Raw genomic sequence first — 21,858 nt, forward strand, 5'->3', positions numbered from 1 at the left:
GCCACTGGAGCGTGGGTTCAGCCCTTGGCCACGGTGGCCACGGCCTTGGCGACATACTCCAGGTTGTTCTGGTTCAGCGCAGCCACGCAGATGCGGCCAGTACCGACGGCGTAGATGCCGAACTCGTCGCGCAGGCGCTCGACCTGCTCGCGGCTCAGGCCGGAGTAGGAGAACATGCCCGCCTGCTCGTTGATGAAACCGAACTGCGGGGCGCCGGCGGCCGCCAGCTTCTCGACCAGGCCCTGACGCAGCGCGTGGATGCGTTCGCGCATCTCGGTCAGCTCCTGCTCCCACATCGCACGCAGTTCCGGGTTGGTCAGTACACCGGCCACCAGCGCTGCACCGTGGGTGGAGGGGCTGGAGTAGATGGTGCGGATCACGCGCTTGACCTGCGACTGCACGGCCTTGGCGTCGGCGGCGGTCGGCGCCACCATCGACAGTGCACCCACGCGCTCGCCATACAGCGAGAACGACTTGGAGTACGAGTTGGCGACGATGAAGCTGTCGATGCCGGCTTCGGCGATGATGCGCACGGCGGCGCCATCCTGCTCGATGCCCTTGTCGAAGCCCTGGTAGGCCATGTCGATGAAGGGGAACAGCTGGCGGTCCTTGAGCAGCTGCGCGACCTGCGTCCACTGCGTGACCGTGAGGTCGGCACCGGTCGGGTTGTGGCAGCAGGCGTGCAGCAGCACCACGCTGCCCGGCTGCAGCTTCTGCAGGTCGGCCAGCATGCCGTCGAAGTCGACACCGTGGGTCGCGGGATCGAAATAGGTGTAATCCACTACCTCGAAGCCGGCGGCACTGAACACCGCGCGGTGGTTTTCCCAGCTCGGGTTGCTCAGCGCGACGGTGGCGTGCGGCAGCAGCTTCTTGAGCACGTCGGCGCCGACGCGCAGCGCACCGCTGCCACCGACGGTCTGTGCGGTGGTGACGCGGCCTGCGGCCAGCAGCGGCGAATCCTTGCCGAACACCAGCTCACGCGTCGCCTGCGTGTACGCCGGAAGGCCGTCGATCGGCAGGTAGCCGCGCGGTTTGGCTTCGGCGGCGAGCTGCTGCTCGATCTGCTTGACGGCGCGCAGCAGCGGAATGCGGCCGCTCTCGTCGTAGTAGATGCCCACACCCAGGTTGACCTTGGTCGGGCGGCTGTCGGCGTTGTATGCCTCGGTCAGGCCCAGGATCGGGTCGCCTGGGACCAGTTCCACGTTTGCAAAGAAGGACACGGCGGTACTCGTTCGGTAGACGGAAAGGGGGAGGAATTGCGCCACGCGGCTTGCGGCATTTCGGCCGAAAACGGCCCATCGTAACAAAGCCTGCCGGGGCTGGCCGCCACCATCGTCATCCGCGGCCCCGTACCATGGCGTGCGTTGCCGACCGATCCATCAAGCTGAATCATGAATCCTCCCGCACGCCGCAATCGCCTGCCCCTGTCTGCCCTGCTGCTGTCGCCGCTGGTCGCGATGGCGGAGCCGTCCACGACCGCCCTGCCCCCGGTGCAGGTGCAGGCAGCCCGTGTGCAGGGGATCGATCCGTTCGCCCTGCCCGCCAGCCAGGACACGGTCTGGATCGATGCTGACCGCGCCGGCACCGGGGCGCAGCTGTCCGAAGCATTGGGCGGGGTGCCGGGCCTGCTGGCCCGCGACCGGCAGAACTTCGCGCAGGACACCCAGCTGTCGATCCGGGGCTTTGGCGCCCGCTCGACGTTCGGCGTGCGCGGGGTACGCGTGCTGATCGACGGTGTGCCGGCGACCATGCCCGATGGGCAGGGCCAGCTGTCGCACGCCAGCCTGCTGGGTGCCGAACGCGTGGAGGTGCTGCGTGGACCCTTCTCGGCGCTGTACGGCAATTCCTCCGGTGGCGTGCTGCAGGTGTGGAGCGCGCAGGGCCGGGCGGGCGACCCGTGGCGGCTGCGGCTCAGCGCGGGCGCGGACACGACCCTGAGCGTGGGTGCGCAGCTGCGCGGCGCGGGTCAAGTGCTGGACTACAACATCGCGGCCAACCACTTCAGTACCGATGGCTGGCGCGACCACAGCCGTGCCCGGCGCGAATCGCTCAACGCCCGCGTCGGCGGCGAACTGGCAGGCGGGCGGCTGGAGCTGCTGCTCAACGCGCTGGATGCGCCCGATGCGCAGGATCCGCTGGGTCTGACCCGCGCGCAGGTCGCGGCCGACCCGCGCCAGGCCACCGCCGTCGCTCATCAGTACAACACCCGCAAATCAGTGCGCCAGCAGCAGGCCGGCCTGCGCTGGAGCCGCGAGGCCGGCGCGCAGCGGTGGCAGCTGATGGGCTATGCCGGCCAGCGCTCGGTCACCCAGTATCTGGCGATCCCGCCGACGGCCCAGGCCAACCCGTTGCATGCCGGCGGTGTGATCGACCTGGACAGTGGCTATGGCGGCCTGGACGCGCGCTGGAGCTGGCAGGGCGAGGTGGCCGACCGACCGCTGGACCTAGTCGCCGGGGTCAGCGCGGACCGCCAGCGCCAGCAGCGCACCGGCTACGAGAACTTCGTCGGCAGCGCACTGGACGTGCGCGGGCGCCTGCGCCGCGACCAGATCGACATCGTGCAGAACGTGGACCAGTTCGCCCAGGCCTGGTGGCAGTGGAGTCCGCGCTGGTCGCTGCTGGCCGGCGTGCGGCACAGTGCCGTGCGCTTCGAATCGGACGACCGCTACATCACCGACCGCAATCCGGACGACAGCGGCCACCGCCGCTACCGGGCCACCACACCCGTGGCCGGGATCAGCTTTGAAGCCCACCCGCAGTGGCGCCTGCATGCCGCCGTGGGCCGTGGCTTCGAGACACCGACCTTCAATGAACTGGGCTATCGCGCCGACGGCCAGGCCGGGCTGGCGCTGGATCTGGCGGCGGCGCGCAGCCGCACGCTGGAGATCGGCAGCAAATGGCATGCACAGGATGGAATGCAGCTGGATGCAAGCCTGTTCCGCGCAGATACCGACGACGAGCTGGCCGTTGCCAGCAATATCGGTGGCCGCAGCACCTACCGCAACATCGGCCGTACACGGCGCCAGGGCATCGAACTGCAGTACCGGCAGCCGCTGGCCGAGCAGCTGGAACTGCAGTTGGCCTGGACCTGGCTGCAGGCACAGGTGCGGTCGCCGTATCTGACCTGTGCCGGCAGTGGCTGCCGTGTGCCCGATACCCGCGTGGATGCCGGCAGCCGCCTGCCAGGTGTTCCGCGCCAGCAGGCCTTTGCCCGCCTGCAGTGGACCCCCGCGGACTGGCAGTGGGCGGTGGAAGCCACCGCGAGCAGCGATACCGTGGTGAACGACCTGGCCGACGAACGCGCGCCGGGTTACGCCCTGCTGCATCTGGAAGGGGGCCGCCAGTGGCGGCTGCCCGGAGGCGAGCTGCGTGCCTTCGCCCGGCTGGAGAACGTGCTTGACCAGGCCTACATCGGCTCGGTCATCGTCAACGATGGCAATGGCCGCTACTACGAGCCCGGCCCGGGCCGCCGTGCCAGTGTCGGCCTGCAGTGGTCATGGCGCTGACCTGACCGGCGGCGCCTGCGGGCCGTCAGTCGGGCGCCTTGGCCGGCACGAACGGTGAGGTCGGGTCGCTGGCCGGGAACGTTTCCTCCAGCGCCTCGTCCTGGTTGTCGCTGGCGTGCTGCTTGCGTTCGCGTCGCTTGAGCGGGCTCTCCTGCCCTCCCCGATGGCGGTCGCCGCCGTCCTTGCGGTCCAGCGCGGCCTGTTCAGCCTCGCGCTTCACCGGCAGATGCTCGCCGGACTGTGCGGCGTCGAAGAAGGGCGCGCCCGTGCCACGGAAGTCGGCATCATCGTTGTCGTGCTTGCCGCGCTGCTCGCCGGGAATTGGCGCACGGTTCTCGCGGAGCGGGTCTCGGGAGGTCTCTCGGCTCATGATCAGGTACCTGGGCATGGGGAGGACCACTACACCTCCACCGAGGTAAAGGCACCGCGAACCCTGCGTCATGAACATCTCTGTCACGGCTGGATAACGCTGCCGCCGGTACTCCTGCCCACCCGACCCGCTGCAGGAGCCGGTCATGCCCCGCCTGGAACGCCCCGCCCCGTCCGTGTTCAACGCCCTGCTCGATCCGCTCGGCCAGCGCACCGCGCAGCGCCGGACGCGTCGCCACGAAGATCCGCAGGCCGTGGCCCAGGATTACCTCCAGTACATGCTCAGCGATTACGAGGAACGCCGTGGTCACGGTCATCGCAACTGGCGTGACCTGTGCCCGGTGTATGCCTTCGCACTGACCACACATGCGGCGGACTGGCCGCGTGGGGATGCGGCCGATACCTGCGAGGAGCTGGCCGAGCATTGGGAACAGATGCGAGGGCAGTCGCGGCTGGGCTGGTCGCAGGCGCGGCCGGTGGTGGAAGACGCATGGCGCGCGCTGGATCATATTCCGGCAGCGGCGGTAAGACCCCTGCTGCAGTGACCTGGCCGGGATGCTGCGCGCCGACCCGGCGTGCACGGCATCGACACGGGTGGTTTACACCCGGCACCGGAAGCTGACGGTCCTGCTCAAGCACAGGTGCGCGCATGGCCCGCCCGATCTGGACCGGAACACTCTCCTTCGGCCTGCTCAACGTGCCGGTGTCGCTGATGTCCGGCGAACGCAAGGTCGATCTGCAGTTCCGCATGCTCGATTCGCGCGACCGCAAACCGATCCGCTTCGAACGGGTCAACGCCGATACCGGTGAGGAAGTTCCGTGGAAGGACATCGTCAAAGCCTACGAGTACGACAAGGGCAGTTATGTCGTGCTGGAGGAAGGCGACATCCGATCAGCGGCGCCCGAAAGCCATGAGACCGTGGAGGTGGAGACCTTCGTGGACGCGGCGCAGATCGATCCGCGCTACTACGAAAAGCCCTATCTGCTGGTGCCGGGCAAGAAGGCCGAGAAGGGCTATGTACTGCTGCGCGAGACGCTGCGCAGCACCGGCAAGGTCGGCATTGCACGGGTGGTCGTGCGTACCCGCGAGTATCTTTGCGCGGTGATGCCGCACGAGCACGCCCTGGTGCTGATGATCCTCCGCTATCCGCAGGAGCTTGTCGATCCGGAGGACCTCAAGCTGCCCACCGGCACCCTGTCCGAGTACCGCATCACCGGCAAGGAAACGGCGATGGCCGAGCAGCTGATCGAGTCGATGGCTGGCGACTGGGATCCGTCGCAGTATCACGACGAGTTCCGCGAGCGCCTGCAGCAGGTGCTCAACAAACGGATCAAGGCCAAGGGGGGCACCACCCGGGTGGACGAAGAGCCTGCACCGCGCGAGGACGCCACCACCAACGTGGTCGATTTCATGGCCCTGTTGCAGAAGAGCCTGGATGCGAACAAGCGAACCCCCGCGAGCAAGACGACCGTGCGCAAGGCGCCGGCGAAGAAGGCGGCCGGCAAGACAGGCAGGAAGACCGCGAAGAAGGCAGCGAAGAAGGCCGCGCCACGGCGCAAGGCAGGGTGATCCATGTCGCTGCATCAGTACCGGCGCAAGCGTCGGCTCGGCGGCGGCAACGGGCAGACGCCGGAACCGGACGACCAGCCGGCGCCGGGTGATCCGAAGCGGCGGCCGATCTTCGTCATCCAGCTGCACCACGCCAGTTCGCGCCATTTCGATTTCCGCCTCGAAATGGACGGCGTGCTCAAGAGCTGGGCGGTGCCCAAAGGGCCATCGCTGCGCGTTGGCGAGAAGCGGCTGGCGGTGGAAGTGGAAGATCATCCCCTGTCCTATGCCGGCTTCCAGGGCGATATTCCCGAGGGCCACTACGGTGCCGGTCACGTGGAGGTCTTCGACCACGGCACCTGGGCATGCGCGGGTGATCCACTGCAGGCGCTGGCAGCGGGCAAGATCGATTTCGTCCTGCATGGCCAGCGGCTGGCCGGGGGATGGAAACTGGTGCGGACCGCGATGAAGGGACGCCAGGTGCAGTGGCTGTTGATCAAGCGCGAGGACAGCGAGGCCCGCGACGCAGAGGCCGACGACCTGCTGCACGCGCCATTGCGTGAACACCCCGGGAGCGCGAAGAAGATGACGGACAGGAAGACACGCAAGGCGGAGTCGCGCTGGCACGCGCGCGCGCTGAAACTGCAGGGCGCCCGCGACCGCCCGTATCCGCGTGCATTCAAACCACAACTGACCGACCACCGCGATGCCGCGCCCGATGGCGATCGCTGGCTGCACGAGATCAAGTGGGATGGCTATCGCCTGCTGGCCGATCTGCACGGCGGTGAAGTGAAGCTCCGCTCGCGCAACGGGCTGGACTGGACCGGGGACTTCCCTGAAGTCGTGCAGGCCGTGCAGGCGCTGCCGGTTGATGACGCGCGCCTGGACGGTGAACTGGTAGTGCTCGACGAGAAGGGGCGCAGCGATTTCGCCGCCCTGCAGCGGGTCATCGATGGCAGCTCGAAGATGCCGCTACGCTACCTTCTCTTCGACCTGCCCGGCGTGGCGGGAGTGGACATCAGCGCGGCACCGCTGCTTGAGCGCAAGACGCTGCTCAAGGCGTTGATCGGCGACGCGCCCGGAACGCTGGCGTTCAGCGATCACGTCCTCGGCCATGGGCCGCAGGTCTTCGCCGCCAGTGGTAAGGCCGGGTATGAGGGCATCGTCAGCAAGCAGGTGGACGCGCCCTACGTCAACGTGCGTGCGCGCAGCTGGGTGAAGGTCAAGCATGAGGACACCGATGAGTTCCTGATCGTCGGCCATACCGCGCCGAAGGGCTCGCGCGTGGGGTTCGGATCGCTGCTGCTGGCAACTCCCGACAAGGACGGCCTGCGCTACGTGGGTCGCGTCGGCACCGGCTTCGACGATGACAGCCTGCGCGCGCTGGCGCGGACGCTGAAGCCGTTGGCGGTGGAGGACGCTGCGGTGGCGCTGCCCGCCCACGTCCCGTTCCGCGCCGCCAGCGTGCACTGGGTGAAGCCAGTGAGGGTGGCGGAAGTGGCCTTCCGTGGCTGGGGCAAGGAGGGGCTGCTGCGACAGGCCAGCTTCAAGCGGCTGCGCAGCGACAAGAGCGGCGAGGATCTGGCGATGCCTGCAAAGACCACGAGCAGCGACGACGCGGTTGCCATCAGTCACCCTGAGCGTGTGGTCTTCGCGAAGAAGAAGATCCGCAAGGGCGACGTGGCCGACTACTACCGGCAGATGGCGCGCTGGATCCTGCCCGGGATCGTGGGCAGGCCCCTTTCGCTGCTGCGCTGCCCTGATGGCGCGGGCAAGGCCTGCTTCTTCCAGAAGCACCACGGCCCGGGCCTGGGCGACGCCGTGCATGCGGTCCCCCTGCAGCAGAAGAGCGGTCGCGAGGACTACGTCTACATCGACGATGTACGCGGCCTGCTGCAGCTGGTGCAGATGAACACGCTCGAGCTGCATCCCTGGGGCGCCACGGTTGCCGATCCCGAACATCCAGACCGGCTGGTATTCGATCTGGACCCCGGTGAGGGCGTCGGCTGGAACGAGGTCAAGGCCGGCGCGCGCGACGTGCGCGACCGGTTGCAGGAGATCGGCCTGCGCAGTTTCGTGCGGCTGTCCGGCGGCAAGGGCGTGCATGTGGTGGTCCCCCTGCAGCCCGCCGCCGACTGGGAACAGGCCAAGGCATTCTGCGAGGCCTTCGCGCAGGCGATGGCACAGCAGGCGCCCGAACGCTATGTGGCAACGATGAGCAAGGCCAAGCGCGGCGGTGTGATCTTCATCGATTGGTTGCGCAATACGCGTGGCGCGACCAGCGTCTGCTCCTGGTCGCTGCGCGCCCGCGAAAGTGCGGGCGTGGCGGTGCCGCTGCGCTGGGAAGAGCTTGCGCGGATCAAGGCGGCCGACGCCTTCCCGCTCGACAAGGCGCTGGCACGGGCCAAGCGCCTGAAGGCCGATCCGTGGCAGGGCATCGATGCGGTGAAGCAGACCCTGCCGTCGCTCGATCTGTAGGGCCGGGGCATTGGCCACGGCCCTGCAGCGGCGGGCTCAGAAGTCCGCGCGGATGCCGAAGGTGATGCGACGGCCGGAGAACTCGTACTGGGTCGGGAAGGCCTTGTCGATGGTGTAGCCGGTGGTCTTCTCGTCGAGCAGATTGATCGCCTCCAGGTTCAGCTTCCAGGTGTCGGTGAGGCGGAACCCGATAGAGGCATCGAGCTGGCCATAGGCATCGCGGTAAACCGGATACATGTTCAGATGGATGTACTCGACGTACTTGTCCTTGTAGTTGTACGAGGCGCGCGCGCTGAAGCGGTCGTTCTCGTAGTACAGGGTGAGGTTGTACGCCTTCTCGGCCAGGCCTTCCGGCGGCGTCGGGATGTCCAGGTCGGACGCACCGGTGAGTGAGTTGTCCAGCTGGGTGTAGTTGGCATTGATGCCCCAGCCCTCCAGTGCCGGGTGCAGCATCGACAGCGGCAGCTGCGCGACCAACTCCACGCCGGTGACCTTGTAGGAACCGTCGGCGTTGACCGGCTGGTAGACCTCGAAGTCGTAGTAGCCGTCCAGCGAACCGTTGGCGTTGAGCTTCTCCACGTTCGGCACGATGCCGGTCAACGACTGCCGCACCACGCCGTCGATCTTCTTGGAGAAGTACGACGCGGCCAGCAGGCCACCGTTCTGCAGGTACTTTTCCAGGCCCACTTCCCACTGCCTGGCGGTGGTCGGCTTCAGTGCCGGGTTGCCGTCCATGAAGCGGAAGCTGCTCCAGCTGACGGTGCGGCGGTAGGCAATGTCGGTCAGCGACGGACGCATCAGTGTTTCCGAGGCAGCACCGCGCAGCACCAGGCCGTCGGCGATCTCGGCGGTCATGTTGAAGCTGGGCAGGATCCTGCTGTAGTCGCCGCTGCTCGAAATCGGCGTCGGCGTGTAGCCGTTGCTGCCATCGGCGTTCTGCACCGGATGGAAGCCGGACGAATCGACGTCGGTGTCGATCGAACGCACGCCGAGGTTGGCGTACACCGGTACCTGACCGATGTCGAAGTAGAGATCGGCCATGGCATACAGGGCCAGGGTCTTCTCCTTCACCTCGTAGTACTGGCCCGGATCGATCGGGGTTTCATAGCCCGGGTAGCGGAACGTAGCGCGCCCATAGGCGTTGGAAACCTGCTGCCAGTCCAGGTCGCTCGGGCGATACGCACCACCCGGTGCCAGCTGGCTGATCCACACCGGGTTGCTGTCGGCCAGCGTGCGCGTATTGACCCACGCGGCGCTGCCGGCGGCCGGGCCCTGGATCTTGCCGCTGCCGAACGCGCGTTCCTTGGTCTTGTCGGTGTAGCGCGCGCCGAACTGCACGCCGCTCAGTGCCGGGAAGAAGGCCAGGTTCATCTGCCGCCTCAGGTCGAGCTGCGCGGCGTACTTGTCATCCTTCACCTTCTCCAGCTCGGTCTCGTACGCTTCGAACAGGTACTTGTCCACGGCGTTGTACATGTCGAAACCGCCGATTGTGCTCGGCACGGTCTCGCCACCGTTGCGGGTCCAGCGCGTGCGCGACGGCGCGTAGGCCACGTGCTTGAGGTTGGCGTAGTCCGAGTCCTTGCGTGCGCCGGAGTAGCCGACCAGCGCGTCGATGTCCCAGTTGCCCACCTTCCAGTCCAGCGTGCTGCTGAACTGACGGTAGTCGGTATTGGCGTTGCGTTCCTTGCTCAGGATTTCGTGCTGGGTGGCGGTGTAGGACACGTCCTTCAGCACGGTGATGCCGTAGGCCGACAGCGTGTCACGGTCGTAGTCGTGGATGGTGTCCAGCGTGCTGCGGCTGGAGGCCGAGTACGCTGCGGCATCGTACTCGTCCTCGTGTGTGTCGTAGCCGCCGAGCATGGCGTCGAAGCTGAGCGAGAACGTGTCGCTGGGCTTGAACTGCAGCGAGGCGGTGGCGCCCCACTGGTCCTGCTCGTTGAGGTAGACGCGGTCGCCGACCTTGTCCTGGAAGACAATCCGGCTGGTTTCATCCTTGTCCATCCGGTTGCTGACGACGATGCCGGCATCGCGCGCCAGCACCGCCGCGGCCTGCGATCCGCGTGTGCCGGAGGCCTCCAGGAAGCGGCCCATGGGACGGAAGTTGATGCCTGAGTTGGAGTCGGTGCGGTTGGTGCGCTTGGCCTTGGAGAACGACACCAGGCCGCCCCAGTTGCCCCAGGTGTCACTGGCGAGGAAGGAGATCTTCGGATCGATCTTGCCGTTGATCGAGTTGTGCGAAGCTTCGGCCGACGCACTGAACTTCGGCTCGGGGAAGTCGAATGGCTTGGCCGTTTCGATGTAGACCGAGCCGGCGATGCCGCCTTCCTCATCGGCGGCGGTCGGCGACTTCTGCACGGTCACCGTCTGCACCACGTCCGAGGCGAAGATGTCGAACTGCACGTCGCGTCCGCCACTGCCGGACGCCGTCGCCAGGTTGTTGATCGAGACCAGGGTGAACTCGCTGGGCAGGCCGCGCACGCTGACCCTGCTGCCCAGGCCCTTGTTGCGTTCGATGGTGACGCCCGGCATGCGCTGCAGCGCTTCGGCGAGATTCTGCTCGGGAAAATCGGCCACGTCGGTGGCGACGATCGAGTCGGAGAAGCCGATGTTGGCGCGCTTCAGGTCGACCGCGCGCTCCAGGCTCCGTGCATAGCTGCCGGTCACGGTGACCGTGTCCAGCTGCTGCAGCTGTTGGCGGGTATCGCCATCGATCGCCTCCTCGGCCATCGCTTCGACGGGCAGCACGGCCAGGCCGCCGATCAGCACCGCATGCACGGCGCGGGACAACAGCTTCGCTTGGGGGGCCGCGGCGGCGGCCTCCCGGGTCTGGTAACGCATCGGATGATTCCCCGGTTCCCTGTGGTGTCTTACGCCGCGCCTGTTCCCGGGTTCCGTGGGTACAGGCCCCTGCGCCGCGTTGCCGACGTTCGGCGGGCACCGAGCCTAGTGGGAGATTGTTAAGCCCGTGTTGCGATGCGTGAGGGCCGGCGTCCGAACCCCCATCCCAGCAGCAGCTGCACCGGCAGTGATACCAGCAGGCCGATGACGAACCAGCGTGGGAAATCCGCGCCGAGCGTCCACAGGCCGTAGCCTGCGCCCAGCACCAGCAGCGACCAGATCGAGGTGCCGTGCGCGCGCGGCCAGCAGGGCGCGTAGTAGGTGGCGAAGGCGATCGCGGCGATGCCGCCGAGCACGGTGAACGCCAGGTCCCAGCCCAGCTGCGCTTCGCTGCCGGGATGCAGGCCGAGCAGTGCAGGCAGCCAGCCACCGGCACTGGTGACCAGGGCAAGCGCGAGCAGCGCGCCAGCCAGGGCGACGATGGAAAGAAAGACAGTCTTGAGCATGCCGGGCATGGCCGCATTGTACGGCCGGACCGGCAGGGTGATGGCTTACAGCAGCTGCCTCAGCATCGCCTTCAGGCGTCGCCCTTCCTGCTGGAAGTAGTCGCGCTGCTCACGCCAGGCCGGGAACCGTTGCTCGACCTCCTGCCAGAACGCCGGCGAGTGGTTGGGCTGGATGAGGTGGCAGAGCTCATGCACCAGCACATACTCGAATGCCTGCGGACGCCCCAGGACCAGCGCAAGATCCAATGCCATGCTGCCATCGGGAGCCAGCGAACCCCACTGCGAGGACATCACCTTCAAGCGCAGGCGGCTGGGTGCCCGTGGCAGGCCGGGCAGGTAGCGCGGCAGCCAGCGGCCCACGTCGGCGCGGGTCTGCGCCTCGAAGAACTCGCGCAGCAGACGGCGCAGGGTCGCGTCACCGGCACGGGTCGGCCACTGCAGGCAGGCGCCGTGCTCGTCGATGTCCAGGCGTGCGTAGCGGCCTTCCTGCCAGCGCAGCGGCAGCAGCTCCCCGCGCAGGGGCAGCACTCCGTCCACGCCGGGCTGCAGCGGTGCGGGCAGGCCCTGGCCCTGGTACTGGCGCAGCTGCAGTGCCAACCAGTCGCGATGCTGCTCCAGGAAACGTTCGCCCATCACCAGGCTGGCGCGCGGCGGCAGGGTCAGGCGCGCGCCGCGTTCGTCGACGCTGAGCTTGATGCGGCGCGCGCGCGGATCGCGTACGCGCAGCACGTCGATCTCGGCATCCTCCAGGCGCAGGCGAACGGTATCGCGCTGCACGGTGGCGGGCGGTGTGGGCGAGATCAGGCGGCGCAGCAGGCGGCTCATGCAGCCAGCATAGCGCTGCTTCGGGCCGCTGGATGACCGGCGGCCCACGCGGTGCCTGTTCAGTCAGCCTTGCTGAGCTTGAACGCCTCTTCCAGCAGCAGGAACAGGCGGCGGATCTCGGCGCTCTGCAGGGCGAACCGTGCGTCGAACTCGGCGCGACGGCCCTCCTCGTCGGCATGCTCGAGCTGGTCCAGGGCGCCGTCGAGGAACTTCAGCTTGCGCACGATCAGGTCGTCGCCGATGACGAAGGACAGGTTGTCTTCGAAGATCAGCGCCAGCTTGGTCACCTGCTTGCCGGCGTCCAGGTGCTTGTCGATCTCGTCGCAGCGCAGTTCCTGGTGCTGGCACTTGACCACCGCACCGCCCTCCACCGGATCCTTCATCTCGCACTCCTCGCCCAGGCTGAGCCCGGTCGGCAGCGGTTCGCCGGCGATCCAGCCGGTCAGGATCGAACGCGGCGCGACTTCGGCGTTCAGCGGCATTGCCGGGAAGCTGCCGAGCAGGCCACGGATGTCGGACATGAAGTACTCGCCGGTCTTGCGGCTGGACGTATCCACCGCGACGTAGCCGTGCTGCAGGTCGATGAAGGCGTCGTTGCGCGAGGACTTCACGAAGGCGCGCGGCAGCAGTTCATGCAGCAGGTCGTCCTTCATGCGCTTGCGTTCGCGGCCGCCGGGGCGCCGGCCTTCCTTTTCCTCGATCTCCTCCAGCTTGCGCTCGAGCAGGTCGTTGACCACGGCTGCCGGCAGGATCTTGTCCTCGCCGCCGACCGTCAGCCACAGGTGCTCGGCGATGCGGTGCGAGAGCAGTTCCTTCTCCTCGCGGCCGAACGGTGAAATGAAGCCGCGCGAATTCATCTCCAGCGCGCCGACCGGCTTGAGCACGGCGTGCGGCAGCAGCGTATCGATTTCAGAAAAATCAGTGGCGGTCGGGAAACGGAAGAACGTCAGGTTGCGAAAGAACATGGATTTCCGGATGGCAAAGAGAAAGGGCGACCGACCTTATGCGGTGGGCGTCTCGGGATCTGCGTCGGCGTCGACCGGGGTACCGGCCAGCCAGGCATGGGCATCGGGCAGCGGTGCGTCATCGCGACGGCCCAGCGCCATGAAGTCGAACAGGGACGTGTCGGCCAGCTGCGAGGGCCGGACCTGGCCCATGGCGCGCGCGATCTGCTCGATGCGGCCGGGATGGTCCCTGTCCCATTGCTTGAGCATCAGGCCGACCTGGCGGCGCTGCAGGTTTTCCTGGCTGCCGCACAGGTTGCAGGGGATGATTGGGAACCGGCGTGCCTGCGCGTACGCGACGATGTCGCCTTCGCGCACGTAGGCCAGTGGCCGGATCACCACGTGCCGGCCGTCATCGCTGCGCAGCTTCGGCGGCATGCCCGACAGCTTGGCGTGGTGGAACAGGTTCATGAAGAACGTGGCCACCATGTCGTCGCGGTGGTGGCCGAGCGCGATCTTGGTGAAGCCGTGGGTCTCGGCATGGTGATACAGCGCGCCGCGGCGCAGGCGCGAGCACAGCGAACACATCGTCTTGCCTTCCGGAATCACCCGGCTGACCACCGAATAGGTGTCCTGCTCGATGATGTGGTACGGCACCCCGAGCCCGGCCAGGTACTCCGGCAGCACATGCTCGGGGAAGCCCGGCTGCTTCTGGTCCAGGTTCACCGCCACCAGTTCGAACGGCACCGGCGCCTTCTTCTGCAGCTGCACCAGCATGTCCAGCAGGGTATAGCTGTCCTTGCCTCCGGACAGGCAGACCATGATCCTGTCGCCGGCCTCGATCATGCCGAAGTCGGCGATCGCCTCGCCCACCTGGCGGCGCAGGCGCTTGGCCAGCTTGTGCTGCTCGCGCTCGGCCGCGCGCGGATCGCGGGGCGTGCGCGGCAGGGGGTCGGGAAGGGAGATCACGGCACTCATGCCTGCCATTCTACCGGCTTGGAGCGGCCCCGGCCGGGGAACGGTCCGGCCCTCTCCCGGTGGTCATCATCGCTGTGTATGCTCGGAGGCTGTGGACACCTACAGCCCCGCCGAGATCGCCGAACGCCTCGCCGCCCTGCGCGCCGAGCACCGCCTGCTGGATGAACAGATCACCCGCATGGCGGCCAATGGCGAGGACGAGCTCGAGTCCAAACGCCTGAAGCGGCGCAAGCTGCAGCTGAAGGACTGCATCACCCGGCTGGAAAGCCTGCAGATTCCCGACGAGCCGGCGTGAGACGGGTTCAGGTGGGTGCCCACCTTGGTTGGCCTCTGCCCTGGTAGGTGCCAACCTGGGTTGGCACGACTGGAAGGTGTGTGGACCAAGGTCCACACCTACCGTAGGACCCGGCGCGACCTTCAATCCTGCGGCGCGGGCTCGTCCGGGCGTGCGGCTTCCGGGCTGACCCGCTCGATGGTGTGGCGCAGTTCGCGACCGAGGATGAACTTGGCGTCCTTGGCCCAGGCATCCAGGCGCTGGTCGAACAGCAGCTTGCTGTTCTCGTCGGGCCATACCAGGCGCAGTTCGCGCAGCTTCTGGATGAAGCTGCGGAACAGGGCCTTGTCGAAGAACTCCGGTGCCGCCGGCGCGTAGAGCAGGCTCAGGCGCTGTGCGGCCTGCTGGCACAGGCTTTCCAGTTCGGCGGCGCCGAGCGTGCCCGGCCCGTTCTTCACCAGCACCGAAATGGCGATGTAGTAGCGCTCGAAGGCCTGCTGCAGGGAGTGGCCGATCGCACGCAGGCGGAACACTTCGTCGGTCTGCCCGGTGTTGCGGGCAAGAATGCCGCCATCGTCCTCGTTGACGTTCTGCAGCAGTCCCTCACGCACGAACACGTCGATGGTCTGGTCGATGCGCTGGGCGAACTCGTCCTCGGTCCACGGCAGGAACAGCTCGGCCTGCAGGAACGGGTAGACGGTGCGGCCCAGCTGGACCAGGCCGGTGCGGCTCATGCGGCGGTTGTTCTGGAAACAGCACGCCACCCACGAGGAGGCGGTGAACAGGTGCAGCACGTTGTTGCGGAAGTAGCTCAGCAGCACCGCGGTGTCGCCGCTCACACTGAGCACGTCGCCCAGCGGGTGCTTGATGCGGGTGAGGACGTTGATCTCCTCGGCGTGGGCGATGATCCGCTCCGGCGAATGCGGAGTCACCGTCACCCGGTCCGAATACGGCATCTCGACCAGCAGGGTCTTGCACAGTTCGATCTGCGCGATCAGGTCCGCCTCGCCCATTGCATGCTTGGGCGTGGACAGCAGGGCCAATGCCAGCAGATTGATCGGGTTGACGTCCGCCGCACCATTGATGCGTTCCTGGATGCGCTCGGCCAGTGTATCGACAGTGGTCGACAGCCATGCCGGCTTCTCGTCTTCCGGCACCGCCTCACCCTTCCACTCCGGCGCCTTCTCGGCCAGCACGTCGTTCAGCGCGATCGGCTCGCCGAAGTTGACCACCACCTGCCCGTAGTTCTGCTTGAGCACCTTGGGGATGCCCCACAGCAGCTGCCAGATCGATTCCTTTTCCTTCGGTCGGCCGGAGAGTTCGTCCAGGTAGCTGCCGCCTTCCATCAGCTTCTCGTAGCCGATGTAGACAGGCTGGAACAACACCGGCTTGCGCGGCTGGCGCAGGAAGGCACGCAGGGTCATCGAGATCATGCCGCCCTTGGGCTGCAGCAGGCGGCCGGTACGCGAACGGCCGCCCTCGACGAAGTACTCGATGGAATAGCCACCGGCCACCAGCTGCGCGACGTACTCGCTGAGCACCGCCGAGTACAGCGCGTTGCCGCGGATCGAGCGGCGGATGAAGAACGCGCCGCCCTTGCGCAGCAGCGTCCCGACCACCGGCAGGTTGAGGTTGATGCCGGCCACGATGTGCGGCGGCACGATGCCGCGGTCGTACAGCAGGTAGGACAGCAGCAGATAGTCCATGTGGCTGCGGTGGCTGGGCACGTACACCACTTCATGGCCCGGCGCGGCCGCCTTGAACTTGTCCAGATGGTGAACCAGCACACCGGCATAGATCCGGTTCCAGACATGGCTGAGCATGAAGCTGGCCGAGCGCACCACCGGGCTGGAATAGTCCGCAGCGATTTCCCAGGCGTAGGCATGCGCCTTCTTCCAGGCATCGGCCGGCTTGGAATTGTCGCGCTTGGCCTGCGCGGCGATCGCTTCGCGTACCGGCTCGGCGGCCAGCACCTGGTCCACCAGCAGGCGGCGGGTGGAAAGGTCCGGGCCGATCACCGATTCGCGGATACGGCGGAAATGGGTGCGCAGCACGCGTTGCAGCTTGCGCACCGTACGCTCGGGCTCCAGGCCCTCGTTGACGGTGGAGCGCAGCGAAATCGGCGGAGCGAAGCGGACGATGGTGCTGCGGCCGTTGAGCAGGACCGCCAGCAGGCGGCGGAAACGGCCGACCAGCGCCCAGTTCTCCGAGAACAGTACGGCAAACCACCCGCTCTGCTTGTCCGGCGCGCGGCCGACGAAGATCGACACGGGCACCAGGTGCACGTCCAGATCCTCATGCACGCGATGCGCCTGCAGGACCTTGGCCAGCGAATCGGAATGGGTCTTGGCGCCACGCTGTTCCGGAATCAGCGAGTTGCTGGAACTGCGCCGCGACAGTGCCAGGTAGGCGCGTTTGCGACCGGTCGGGTCGCCGGCCAGCGGCACCAGCGGTGACGGCAGGCCCGCCTGGCGGCACGCCTTGTCCAGGATCAGCGCGTTGGACAGCCCGTAGTCTTCCAGCACGTACATCACCGGACGGCCATCGTTGTACTGGCCCGGATCCTCAGGTTCGATCTTCAGCGACAGCCACGGCTCGACCAGGCGGCCGAGCAACCGTGCCCACAGCGGGCGGCGGCCAGGAGGACGGGCATGCACGGGCGGCGGCACCGGATTCGGGCCGGTACTGGTCGAGGGGGACGCCAGCGCCGTTTCGGCGGGCGTCGACTGGGATTCTTCGCCGGGGAACGGCAGCGGGTTCTGTTTCGACATCGGCGCCATTATGGCTTAGGCGGCGGCATTGCCGCTTCTTCGCCTGCATCGGCGGGTTCGGCCGGGGCGGGCGCGGCTGCCGCACGGGCCGCGTCGGCCTGGCGCAGTATCGCGTCGGTATCGGCCAGAGTGCGGGTCAGGTACCAGTGACCTTCGCGCCGGCTCAGCGGCAGCTGCAGGGTCAGCTCGCGCCCGGCCAGGTCGTACTGCAGGCGGACCAGCGCGTTGTCGCCCTCCAGTGACAGCACTTCGCCGCGGATGCTGCGCAGGGCTTCGTCCACCCCCAGCCCGTAGCTGGCCAGCACGGCCTTGAGCGTGTGGATGAACGGCGCCAGCTGCTGCAGGCTGCCTTCCATCCCCGCGGCCTGCAGGCCGGCATCATCCTCGAAGCCGACCTGGGTGGCGGCGCCGACGAGCGCGGCGATGCTGCTGCGCGCCCGTGCGCGATCGCTGATCGGTGCGCCCTGCGCCCAGCCGGACAGGGCCTCCACCAGGGCGATGTAGTGGGCCTGCTGGCTGGGCGTGTATCCCTTCTGATGGCGCAGGTACTGCACCCCGAAGTTGCCCATCGACTGCGCGGCCTGGCGCACCGCGCCGGACTGCCCGGCCAGCTGGCGGTCGAAACTGCGCTGCAGTTCGGCGCTGGCGCCGGGCCTGCGCAGGGCGGCCAGCATCGGCAGCAGCTGGTCACCCAGCGGCAGTTCGGTCAGCGGCCATTGGCTGTGTCCGTCCGCCCAGGCCTGCTGCAGCCGCTGGTACTGGCTGGGGGGCACCGACAGCTTCGCGTAGCCGAGCAGATCGTCCTCGGCCAGACGCTGCGCCATCGCCTGCACGGCGGCCACCGGTTCGGCTGCCGGTCGGGCCGGATCACTGCCTGGCTCGCGGCACGCGGCCACGGCCAGCAGCACCATGGCCGCCAGCCCCCACCCTCGTGCAGACTTCGTTCGCACTACCGTGCTCATGCCTTCGGACTCCCCGGACCGGTCCGCATCTTGCGGCCTGCAAGGTGACAGCGGCAAGCCGGGACGTCACGGTTTCCAGCCAAGGGGGTCAGATCCCCTCTGCTGCGGCAGAAGGGATCTGACCCCAGCGCCGCCACCGGGATAAAAAAAGAGCCCGGATCACGGGGATCACAGGCTCCTCAAGCCGGCTCGAGGCCGGAGGACAGTGTTGTGGCGCAGGTCCGGTCCGAAGACCGGATGGCGCGATCCTACGCCGCCGCACAACTTAAGGCAACACATGATGTAATGTTATTCAACTTATTGATTTTATTGAATCAATCGCGTTGCCACACCGATTCGATGAAATCCACGGCATGTTTTTCGGCGATTCGGGCATAAACCCCCGGGTAGCCAGCCAGGGCACAGCCTTCGCCCCAGCTGACGATGCCGAACTGGGTCCAGCCCTCCCGCAGGCGCAACAGCAGGGGCCCGCCCGAATCGCCCTGGCAGCTGTCGATGCCCTCGCGACCGGCACAGATCACCTTGCCACGGGCCAGCTCACCGGCGTACGCCTGCTGGCATTGCGTGAAGGGCACGAAGGGCGTCCGCACCGCCTGCAGCTCGGTCGGGTAGATCACGTCGTCATCGATGCCGGTGTCACCCCAGCCGATCACGGTGAAATCACGACCCGGCTTGAGATAGCTGGCGTCCGGACGCAGGCGCAGGGCAACCGGCTGCACGTCGGCCAGCGGCGCGCTGAGGTGGATCAGGGCCACGTCGTGCTCCAGGGTGTTGCCGCTGTTGAAGGCCGGGTGCACGTGGATCGCCCTGATGTTGGACGCTCGAGGCGATGGCGCGGTGGCCAGCGTGGTGCTGCCGGCCAGCACCGCCAGCCGCGCGGGCGAGTTGCCCTGTACGCAGTGCGCGGCGGTCAGGATCCAGGACGGCGAGATCACCGTGCCGCCGCAGACGTGGCGGTCGAAGTCACTGTCTCCCAGCTCCAGGCCCTGCAGGCTGACCATGAACGGATACTCGCCGGGCACGGCCGGGGCGCCGCCGATGATGTGGGGCGACCCGGTCGCTGGCGCTGCTGCGGTGGCAGGAAAGATGGCAGCGGCCAGCAGGCCACCGAACAGCAAAGAGGTGCTGCGATACATATCCTTGTACTCCCTCTATCGATGATTGGAACCGGCGAAGCCGCGGTCCACGCCGGTGCATCGATTGGAAGGGCGACCACCCCCGCGCACTGCGAGCGGGCTCACAGTTCATCGGTGTGGGGACGGTCGCGTCATTACGGGAGCCACAATTGCGAACGCCATCCCGCATGCAGCGCGATGGCGTTCATGATGTCACCGTGATCGCTGTTGGTGCGGGACTCAGCGTGCAGCCAAAGCCGACGCGATTTCCTGCTGGATCGACCGCGCCGCTGCCTGCGGATCGGCCGCCAGGCGGATCGGTCGACCGACCACGATGGCGTCGGCGCCATCGGCAAACGCCTGGGCGACGCCGACAGTACGCTTCTGGTCGTCGCCGACCGGACCCCCGGGGCGGATGCCCGGGCAGACGATCGAGAAGCCGGCACCGCTCGCGGCACGGATCGGCGCGGCTTCCTGGCCTGATGCGATCACTCCGTCGATACCGGCGGCCTGCGCGGCCAACGCGCGCTCGACCACCACGTCCACCGGCTCGCGGTCGATCCCCATCTGCGCCAGGTCCGGACGCCCCATCGAGGTCAGCACGGTGACCGCCAGCAGGCGCATGTCGCCGGTGCTGGCCGCGGCGCAGGCTTCCATCATTGCCGGATGCCAGCCGTGGATGGTGGCGTAACTGACCGGCCACTGCGACAGCCGCCGGATCACCGCCGCCGCGGTAGCGGGGATGTCGAAGAACTTCAGATCGACGAACACGCGCTTGTCGCGGCGCGCCAGCTCATCCAGCACCTGGAAGTAGTCACCGGACGCCAGCAGTTCCATGCCGATCTTGTAGAAGGCCACGCTCTCGCCGAGGCGGTCGACCCACTCCAGTGCCTGTACGCGGTCAGGGACATCCAGCGCGAAGATCAGGCGCTCATCGTCGCGCAGCGGCAGCGGTGCGCGGCTCACGGCGCGTAGTCCAGGGCAGCGCGCTTGGCCTCATGGCGTGCCTGGCGCGACTGGCTGTAGTCATTGTTGAACTGCGCCGGCTCGAAGCCGCCGTAGGTCGGGTTCGGCAGCATCCACCAGCGCTCGCCGAACCAGTCGTGGTACTGCTGCAGCAGTGCGTCACGCCCTTCATTGGTGTTGGCGGTCACTTCCACGAAGTCGCCCAGCTGGTCGCCGAACTGCATCAGCACGCGGTACTTCTGCCCGGCCAGGCGCCGGCGGCAGTTCTTCTCGCTGCCGGCCTGCTCGCAGCCTTCGACCACGGTGCCCAGGCCCAGGAACACGCTGTCATCGGCGACCGGCAGGCCCTGCTCGCGCAGGTTGGCCAGGGTCGCTTCCTTCAGGTGCACGGCGCGGTTGGAGATGTACAGAAGGGTCACGCCGCGGGCATTGGCCGCCTTGGCGAAATCGACTACGCCGGGAATCGCCTTGGCCTTCTTCTCCGCGACCCACTGGTCCCAGCTCAGCTCGTCGTATTCCTTGCCATCGCGCACCAGGCGCGCCTGGTAGGGCGAGTTGTCCAGCACGGTTTCGTCCACGTCCAGCACCACCGCGGGCTTCAGGCCCTTGGCCTCGTTGCCGCGCTCTTCCGGCACCAGCGCGTCCCAGTGGGCTTCCTTCAGCGCGCCGTCCAGGCGGTCGGCGGCGGCACGGTAGGTCTGCTCGGTGATCGCGCGGTACTCCTGCGCGCGCTGCATCCACAGCACCGCGTTGAGGTTGTCGTTGGCGGTCGCTTCGCCGGCCGCCCCGGTCTTGGCAGCCGGGGCCACCGGAGCGGCCGCGTCGGTGGCCGGGGTCTCGACGCGCTTGCAGGCGGACAGACCCAGCAGCGCCGTGGCGAGCAGGGTGAGGGACAGGGAAACAGGACGACGCATGGCATTCACCGGCAACAGATATTGGCTCATTTTACCGGCAAAGGCGCCATCGGGACGGCTATGCTTGGCGGTTGACCCGATGCCTTCCCGGAGGCCGCCATGACCGATGCCATCCAGACCCCCGACCGTCCCCTGCTCGACCCCGTGCAGGCCCGCCTGCTGGGCTGCCTGGTGGAGAAGGAGGCGACCACGCCGGACACCTACCCGCTGACGGTCAACGCCGCCCAGTCGGCCGCCAACCAGAAGACCGCGCGCGAGCCGGTGATGAACATCGACGCCGGCAGTGTCCAGCACGCGCTGCGCCAGCTGGAGTCGATGGGCCTGGCGCGCCAGCACTTCTCCTCGCGTGCAGACCGCTACGAGCATCGCCTGCAGGCCGCGCTGGATCTGACCCGGCAGCAGACCGTGCTGCTGGCGATGCTGCTGCTGCGTGGGCCGCAGACGCTGGGTGAACTGATCACGCGCAGCGAACGCCTGTACCGCTTCGCCGATGTGGACGAAGCCCGCCACGCCATCGAGCGCCTGCAGCAGCGCGCGCTGCTCATCGTGCTGCCGCGCGCCAGCGGCCAGCGCGAGGACCGCTACATGCACCTGCTGTGCGGTGAAGTGGACGGCGCGGCGCTGGCGGCGAAGTACGCCAGCAGCGGCGGTGGCAGCAGCGATGCGGTCGACCCGGGCCTGGCCGAGCGCGTGGCCCAGCTGGAAGCGGCCGTGGCCGAGCTGCAGGCGCAACTGGCAGAACTGCGCGGTTGAGGTCCACATCCGGTAGTGGGGGGGGGGGGGGGGCGCGCCCCCGCCGGCGGGGCGGGCGGGCGGCGCCCCCCCCCCCCCCACAAAACACACAAAAGACAACCCCCCCCCCC

General features: G+C 67.6%; 18 protein-coding genes. 6 read left to right on the top strand and 12 right to left on the bottom strand.

The annotated features are described in order from the left end of the window. Positions 1–17: 17 nt before the first annotated feature. Positions 18–1,220, bottom strand: coding sequence for an amino acid aminotransferase (locus ACVOMM_RS10420; protein WP_053516086.1), 1,203 nt, complete (start codon positions 1,218–1,220; stop codon positions 18–20). Positions 1,221–1,391: 171 nt separating this feature from the next. Here ACVOMM_RS10420 and ACVOMM_RS10425 point away from each other — a divergent pair, with 171 nt between their 5' ends. Continuing rightward, on the top strand, positions 1,392–3,506 hold the full coding sequence (locus tag ACVOMM_RS10425) for a TonB-dependent receptor family protein (protein WP_481526198.1): 2,115 nt from the start codon (positions 1,392–1,394) through the stop codon (positions 3,504–3,506). Between the two features lie 25 nt (positions 3,507–3,531). On the opposite strand, the gene ACVOMM_RS10430 is transcribed toward ACVOMM_RS10425, so the two are convergent. Continuing rightward, positions 3,532–3,876, bottom strand: a complete 345-nt coding sequence (locus ACVOMM_RS10430; protein ID WP_065182172.1) for a hypothetical protein — start codon at positions 3,874–3,876, stop codon at positions 3,532–3,534. 145 nt (positions 3,877–4,021) lie between these two features. Here ACVOMM_RS10430 and ACVOMM_RS10435 point away from each other — a divergent pair, with 145 nt between their 5' ends. The 3 genes from ACVOMM_RS10435 to ligD all read left to right on the top strand — a co-directional run bounded on the left by ACVOMM_RS10435 (position 4,022) and on the right by ligD (position 7,902). Next, positions 4,022–4,420 carry a hypothetical protein gene (locus tag ACVOMM_RS10435; protein ID WP_053516083.1) on the top strand — a complete coding sequence of 133 codons (399 nt, stop codon included), beginning with the start codon at positions 4,022–4,024 and terminating at the stop codon, positions 4,418–4,420. A gap of 104 nt (positions 4,421–4,524) precedes the next feature. Next, positions 4,525–5,445, top strand: coding sequence for a non-homologous end joining protein Ku (ku, locus tag ACVOMM_RS10440; RefSeq protein ID WP_180876210.1), 921 nt, complete (start codon positions 4,525–4,527; stop codon positions 5,443–5,445). A 3-nt stretch (positions 5,446–5,448) separates the two neighbouring features. Beyond that, positions 5,449–7,902, top strand: coding sequence for a DNA ligase D (gene ligD, locus ACVOMM_RS10445; RefSeq protein WP_481526199.1), 2,454 nt, complete (start codon positions 5,449–5,451; stop codon positions 7,900–7,902). Between the two features lie 36 nt (positions 7,903–7,938). Here the strand turns inward: ligD and ACVOMM_RS10450 are convergent, their stop codons facing one another. From ACVOMM_RS10450 to ttcA, 5 genes are all read right to left on the bottom strand, one after another. Next, positions 7,939–10,740: a TonB-dependent receptor gene (locus ACVOMM_RS10450; RefSeq protein ID WP_481526200.1), complete on the bottom strand. Its 2,802-nt coding sequence runs from the start codon at positions 10,738–10,740 to the stop codon at positions 7,939–7,941. A gap of 119 nt (positions 10,741–10,859) precedes the next feature. Next, the gene (locus ACVOMM_RS10455; protein ID WP_481526201.1) at positions 10,860–11,255 is read right to left on the bottom strand and encodes a hypothetical protein; all 396 of its coding nucleotides are present in this window, start codon (positions 11,253–11,255) and stop codon (positions 10,860–10,862) included. Positions 11,256–11,291: 36 nt separating this feature from the next. Next, positions 11,292–12,071, bottom strand: coding sequence for a M48 family metallopeptidase (locus tag ACVOMM_RS10460; RefSeq protein WP_053516073.1), 780 nt, complete (start codon positions 12,069–12,071; stop codon positions 11,292–11,294). A 59-nt stretch (positions 12,072–12,130) separates the two neighbouring features. Beyond that, positions 12,131–13,036, bottom strand: a complete 906-nt coding sequence (locus tag ACVOMM_RS10465; protein WP_065174082.1) for a recombination-associated protein RdgC — start codon at positions 13,034–13,036, stop codon at positions 12,131–12,133. Positions 13,037–13,072: 36 nt separating this feature from the next. Further along, positions 13,073–13,993 (bottom strand): tRNA 2-thiocytidine(32) synthetase TtcA, encoded by a 921-nt coding sequence (gene ttcA, locus ACVOMM_RS10470; RefSeq protein ID WP_481526202.1) that lies wholly within the window; start codon positions 13,991–13,993, stop codon positions 13,073–13,075. A gap of 91 nt (positions 13,994–14,084) precedes the next feature. Here ttcA and ACVOMM_RS10475 point away from each other — a divergent pair, with 91 nt between their 5' ends. Further along, positions 14,085–14,288: a YdcH family protein gene (locus ACVOMM_RS10475; RefSeq protein ID WP_053516066.1), complete on the top strand. Its 204-nt coding sequence runs from the start codon at positions 14,085–14,087 to the stop codon at positions 14,286–14,288. A 122-nt stretch (positions 14,289–14,410) separates the two neighbouring features. Here the strand turns inward: ACVOMM_RS10475 and plsB are convergent, their stop codons facing one another. The 5 genes from plsB to ACVOMM_RS10500 form a co-directional block, all read right to left on the bottom strand. Continuing rightward, positions 14,411–17,047: a glycerol-3-phosphate 1-O-acyltransferase PlsB gene (plsB, locus tag ACVOMM_RS10480; protein ID WP_065174083.1), complete on the bottom strand. Its 2,637-nt coding sequence runs from the start codon at positions 17,045–17,047 to the stop codon at positions 14,411–14,413. Next, positions 17,047–18,000 carry a hypothetical protein gene (locus tag ACVOMM_RS10485; RefSeq protein WP_053516063.1) on the bottom strand — a complete coding sequence of 318 codons (954 nt, stop codon included), beginning with the start codon at positions 17,998–18,000 and terminating at the stop codon, positions 17,047–17,049. The genes plsB and ACVOMM_RS10485 overlap by 1 nt, the downstream gene beginning before the upstream one ends. 314 nt (positions 18,001–18,314) lie before the next feature. After that, the gene (locus tag ACVOMM_RS10490) at positions 18,315–19,136 is read right to left on the bottom strand and encodes a serine protease (RefSeq protein WP_065182122.1); all 822 of its coding nucleotides are present in this window, start codon (positions 19,134–19,136) and stop codon (positions 18,315–18,317) included. 219 nt (positions 19,137–19,355) lie between these two features. Further along, positions 19,356–20,081 (bottom strand): orotidine-5'-phosphate decarboxylase, encoded by a 726-nt coding sequence (pyrF, locus tag ACVOMM_RS10495; protein WP_180876196.1) that lies wholly within the window; start codon positions 20,079–20,081, stop codon positions 19,356–19,358. After that, positions 20,078–20,995 carry a 5'-nucleotidase, lipoprotein e(P4) family gene (locus ACVOMM_RS10500; protein WP_128987646.1) on the bottom strand — a complete coding sequence of 306 codons (918 nt, stop codon included), beginning with the start codon at positions 20,993–20,995 and terminating at the stop codon, positions 20,078–20,080. Before ACVOMM_RS10500 ends, pyrF begins: the two co-directional genes overlap by 4 nt. Before the next feature lie 99 nt (positions 20,996–21,094). On the opposite strand from ACVOMM_RS10500, the gene ACVOMM_RS10505 reads away from it, so the two are divergent. Further along, positions 21,095–21,748, top strand: a complete 654-nt coding sequence (locus ACVOMM_RS10505) for a YceH family protein (RefSeq protein WP_481526203.1) — start codon at positions 21,095–21,097, stop codon at positions 21,746–21,748. The last annotated feature ends 110 nt before the right edge of the window (positions 21,749–21,858 follow it).

It is taken from the genome of Stenotrophomonas sp. STEN009 (assembly GCF_056760395.1).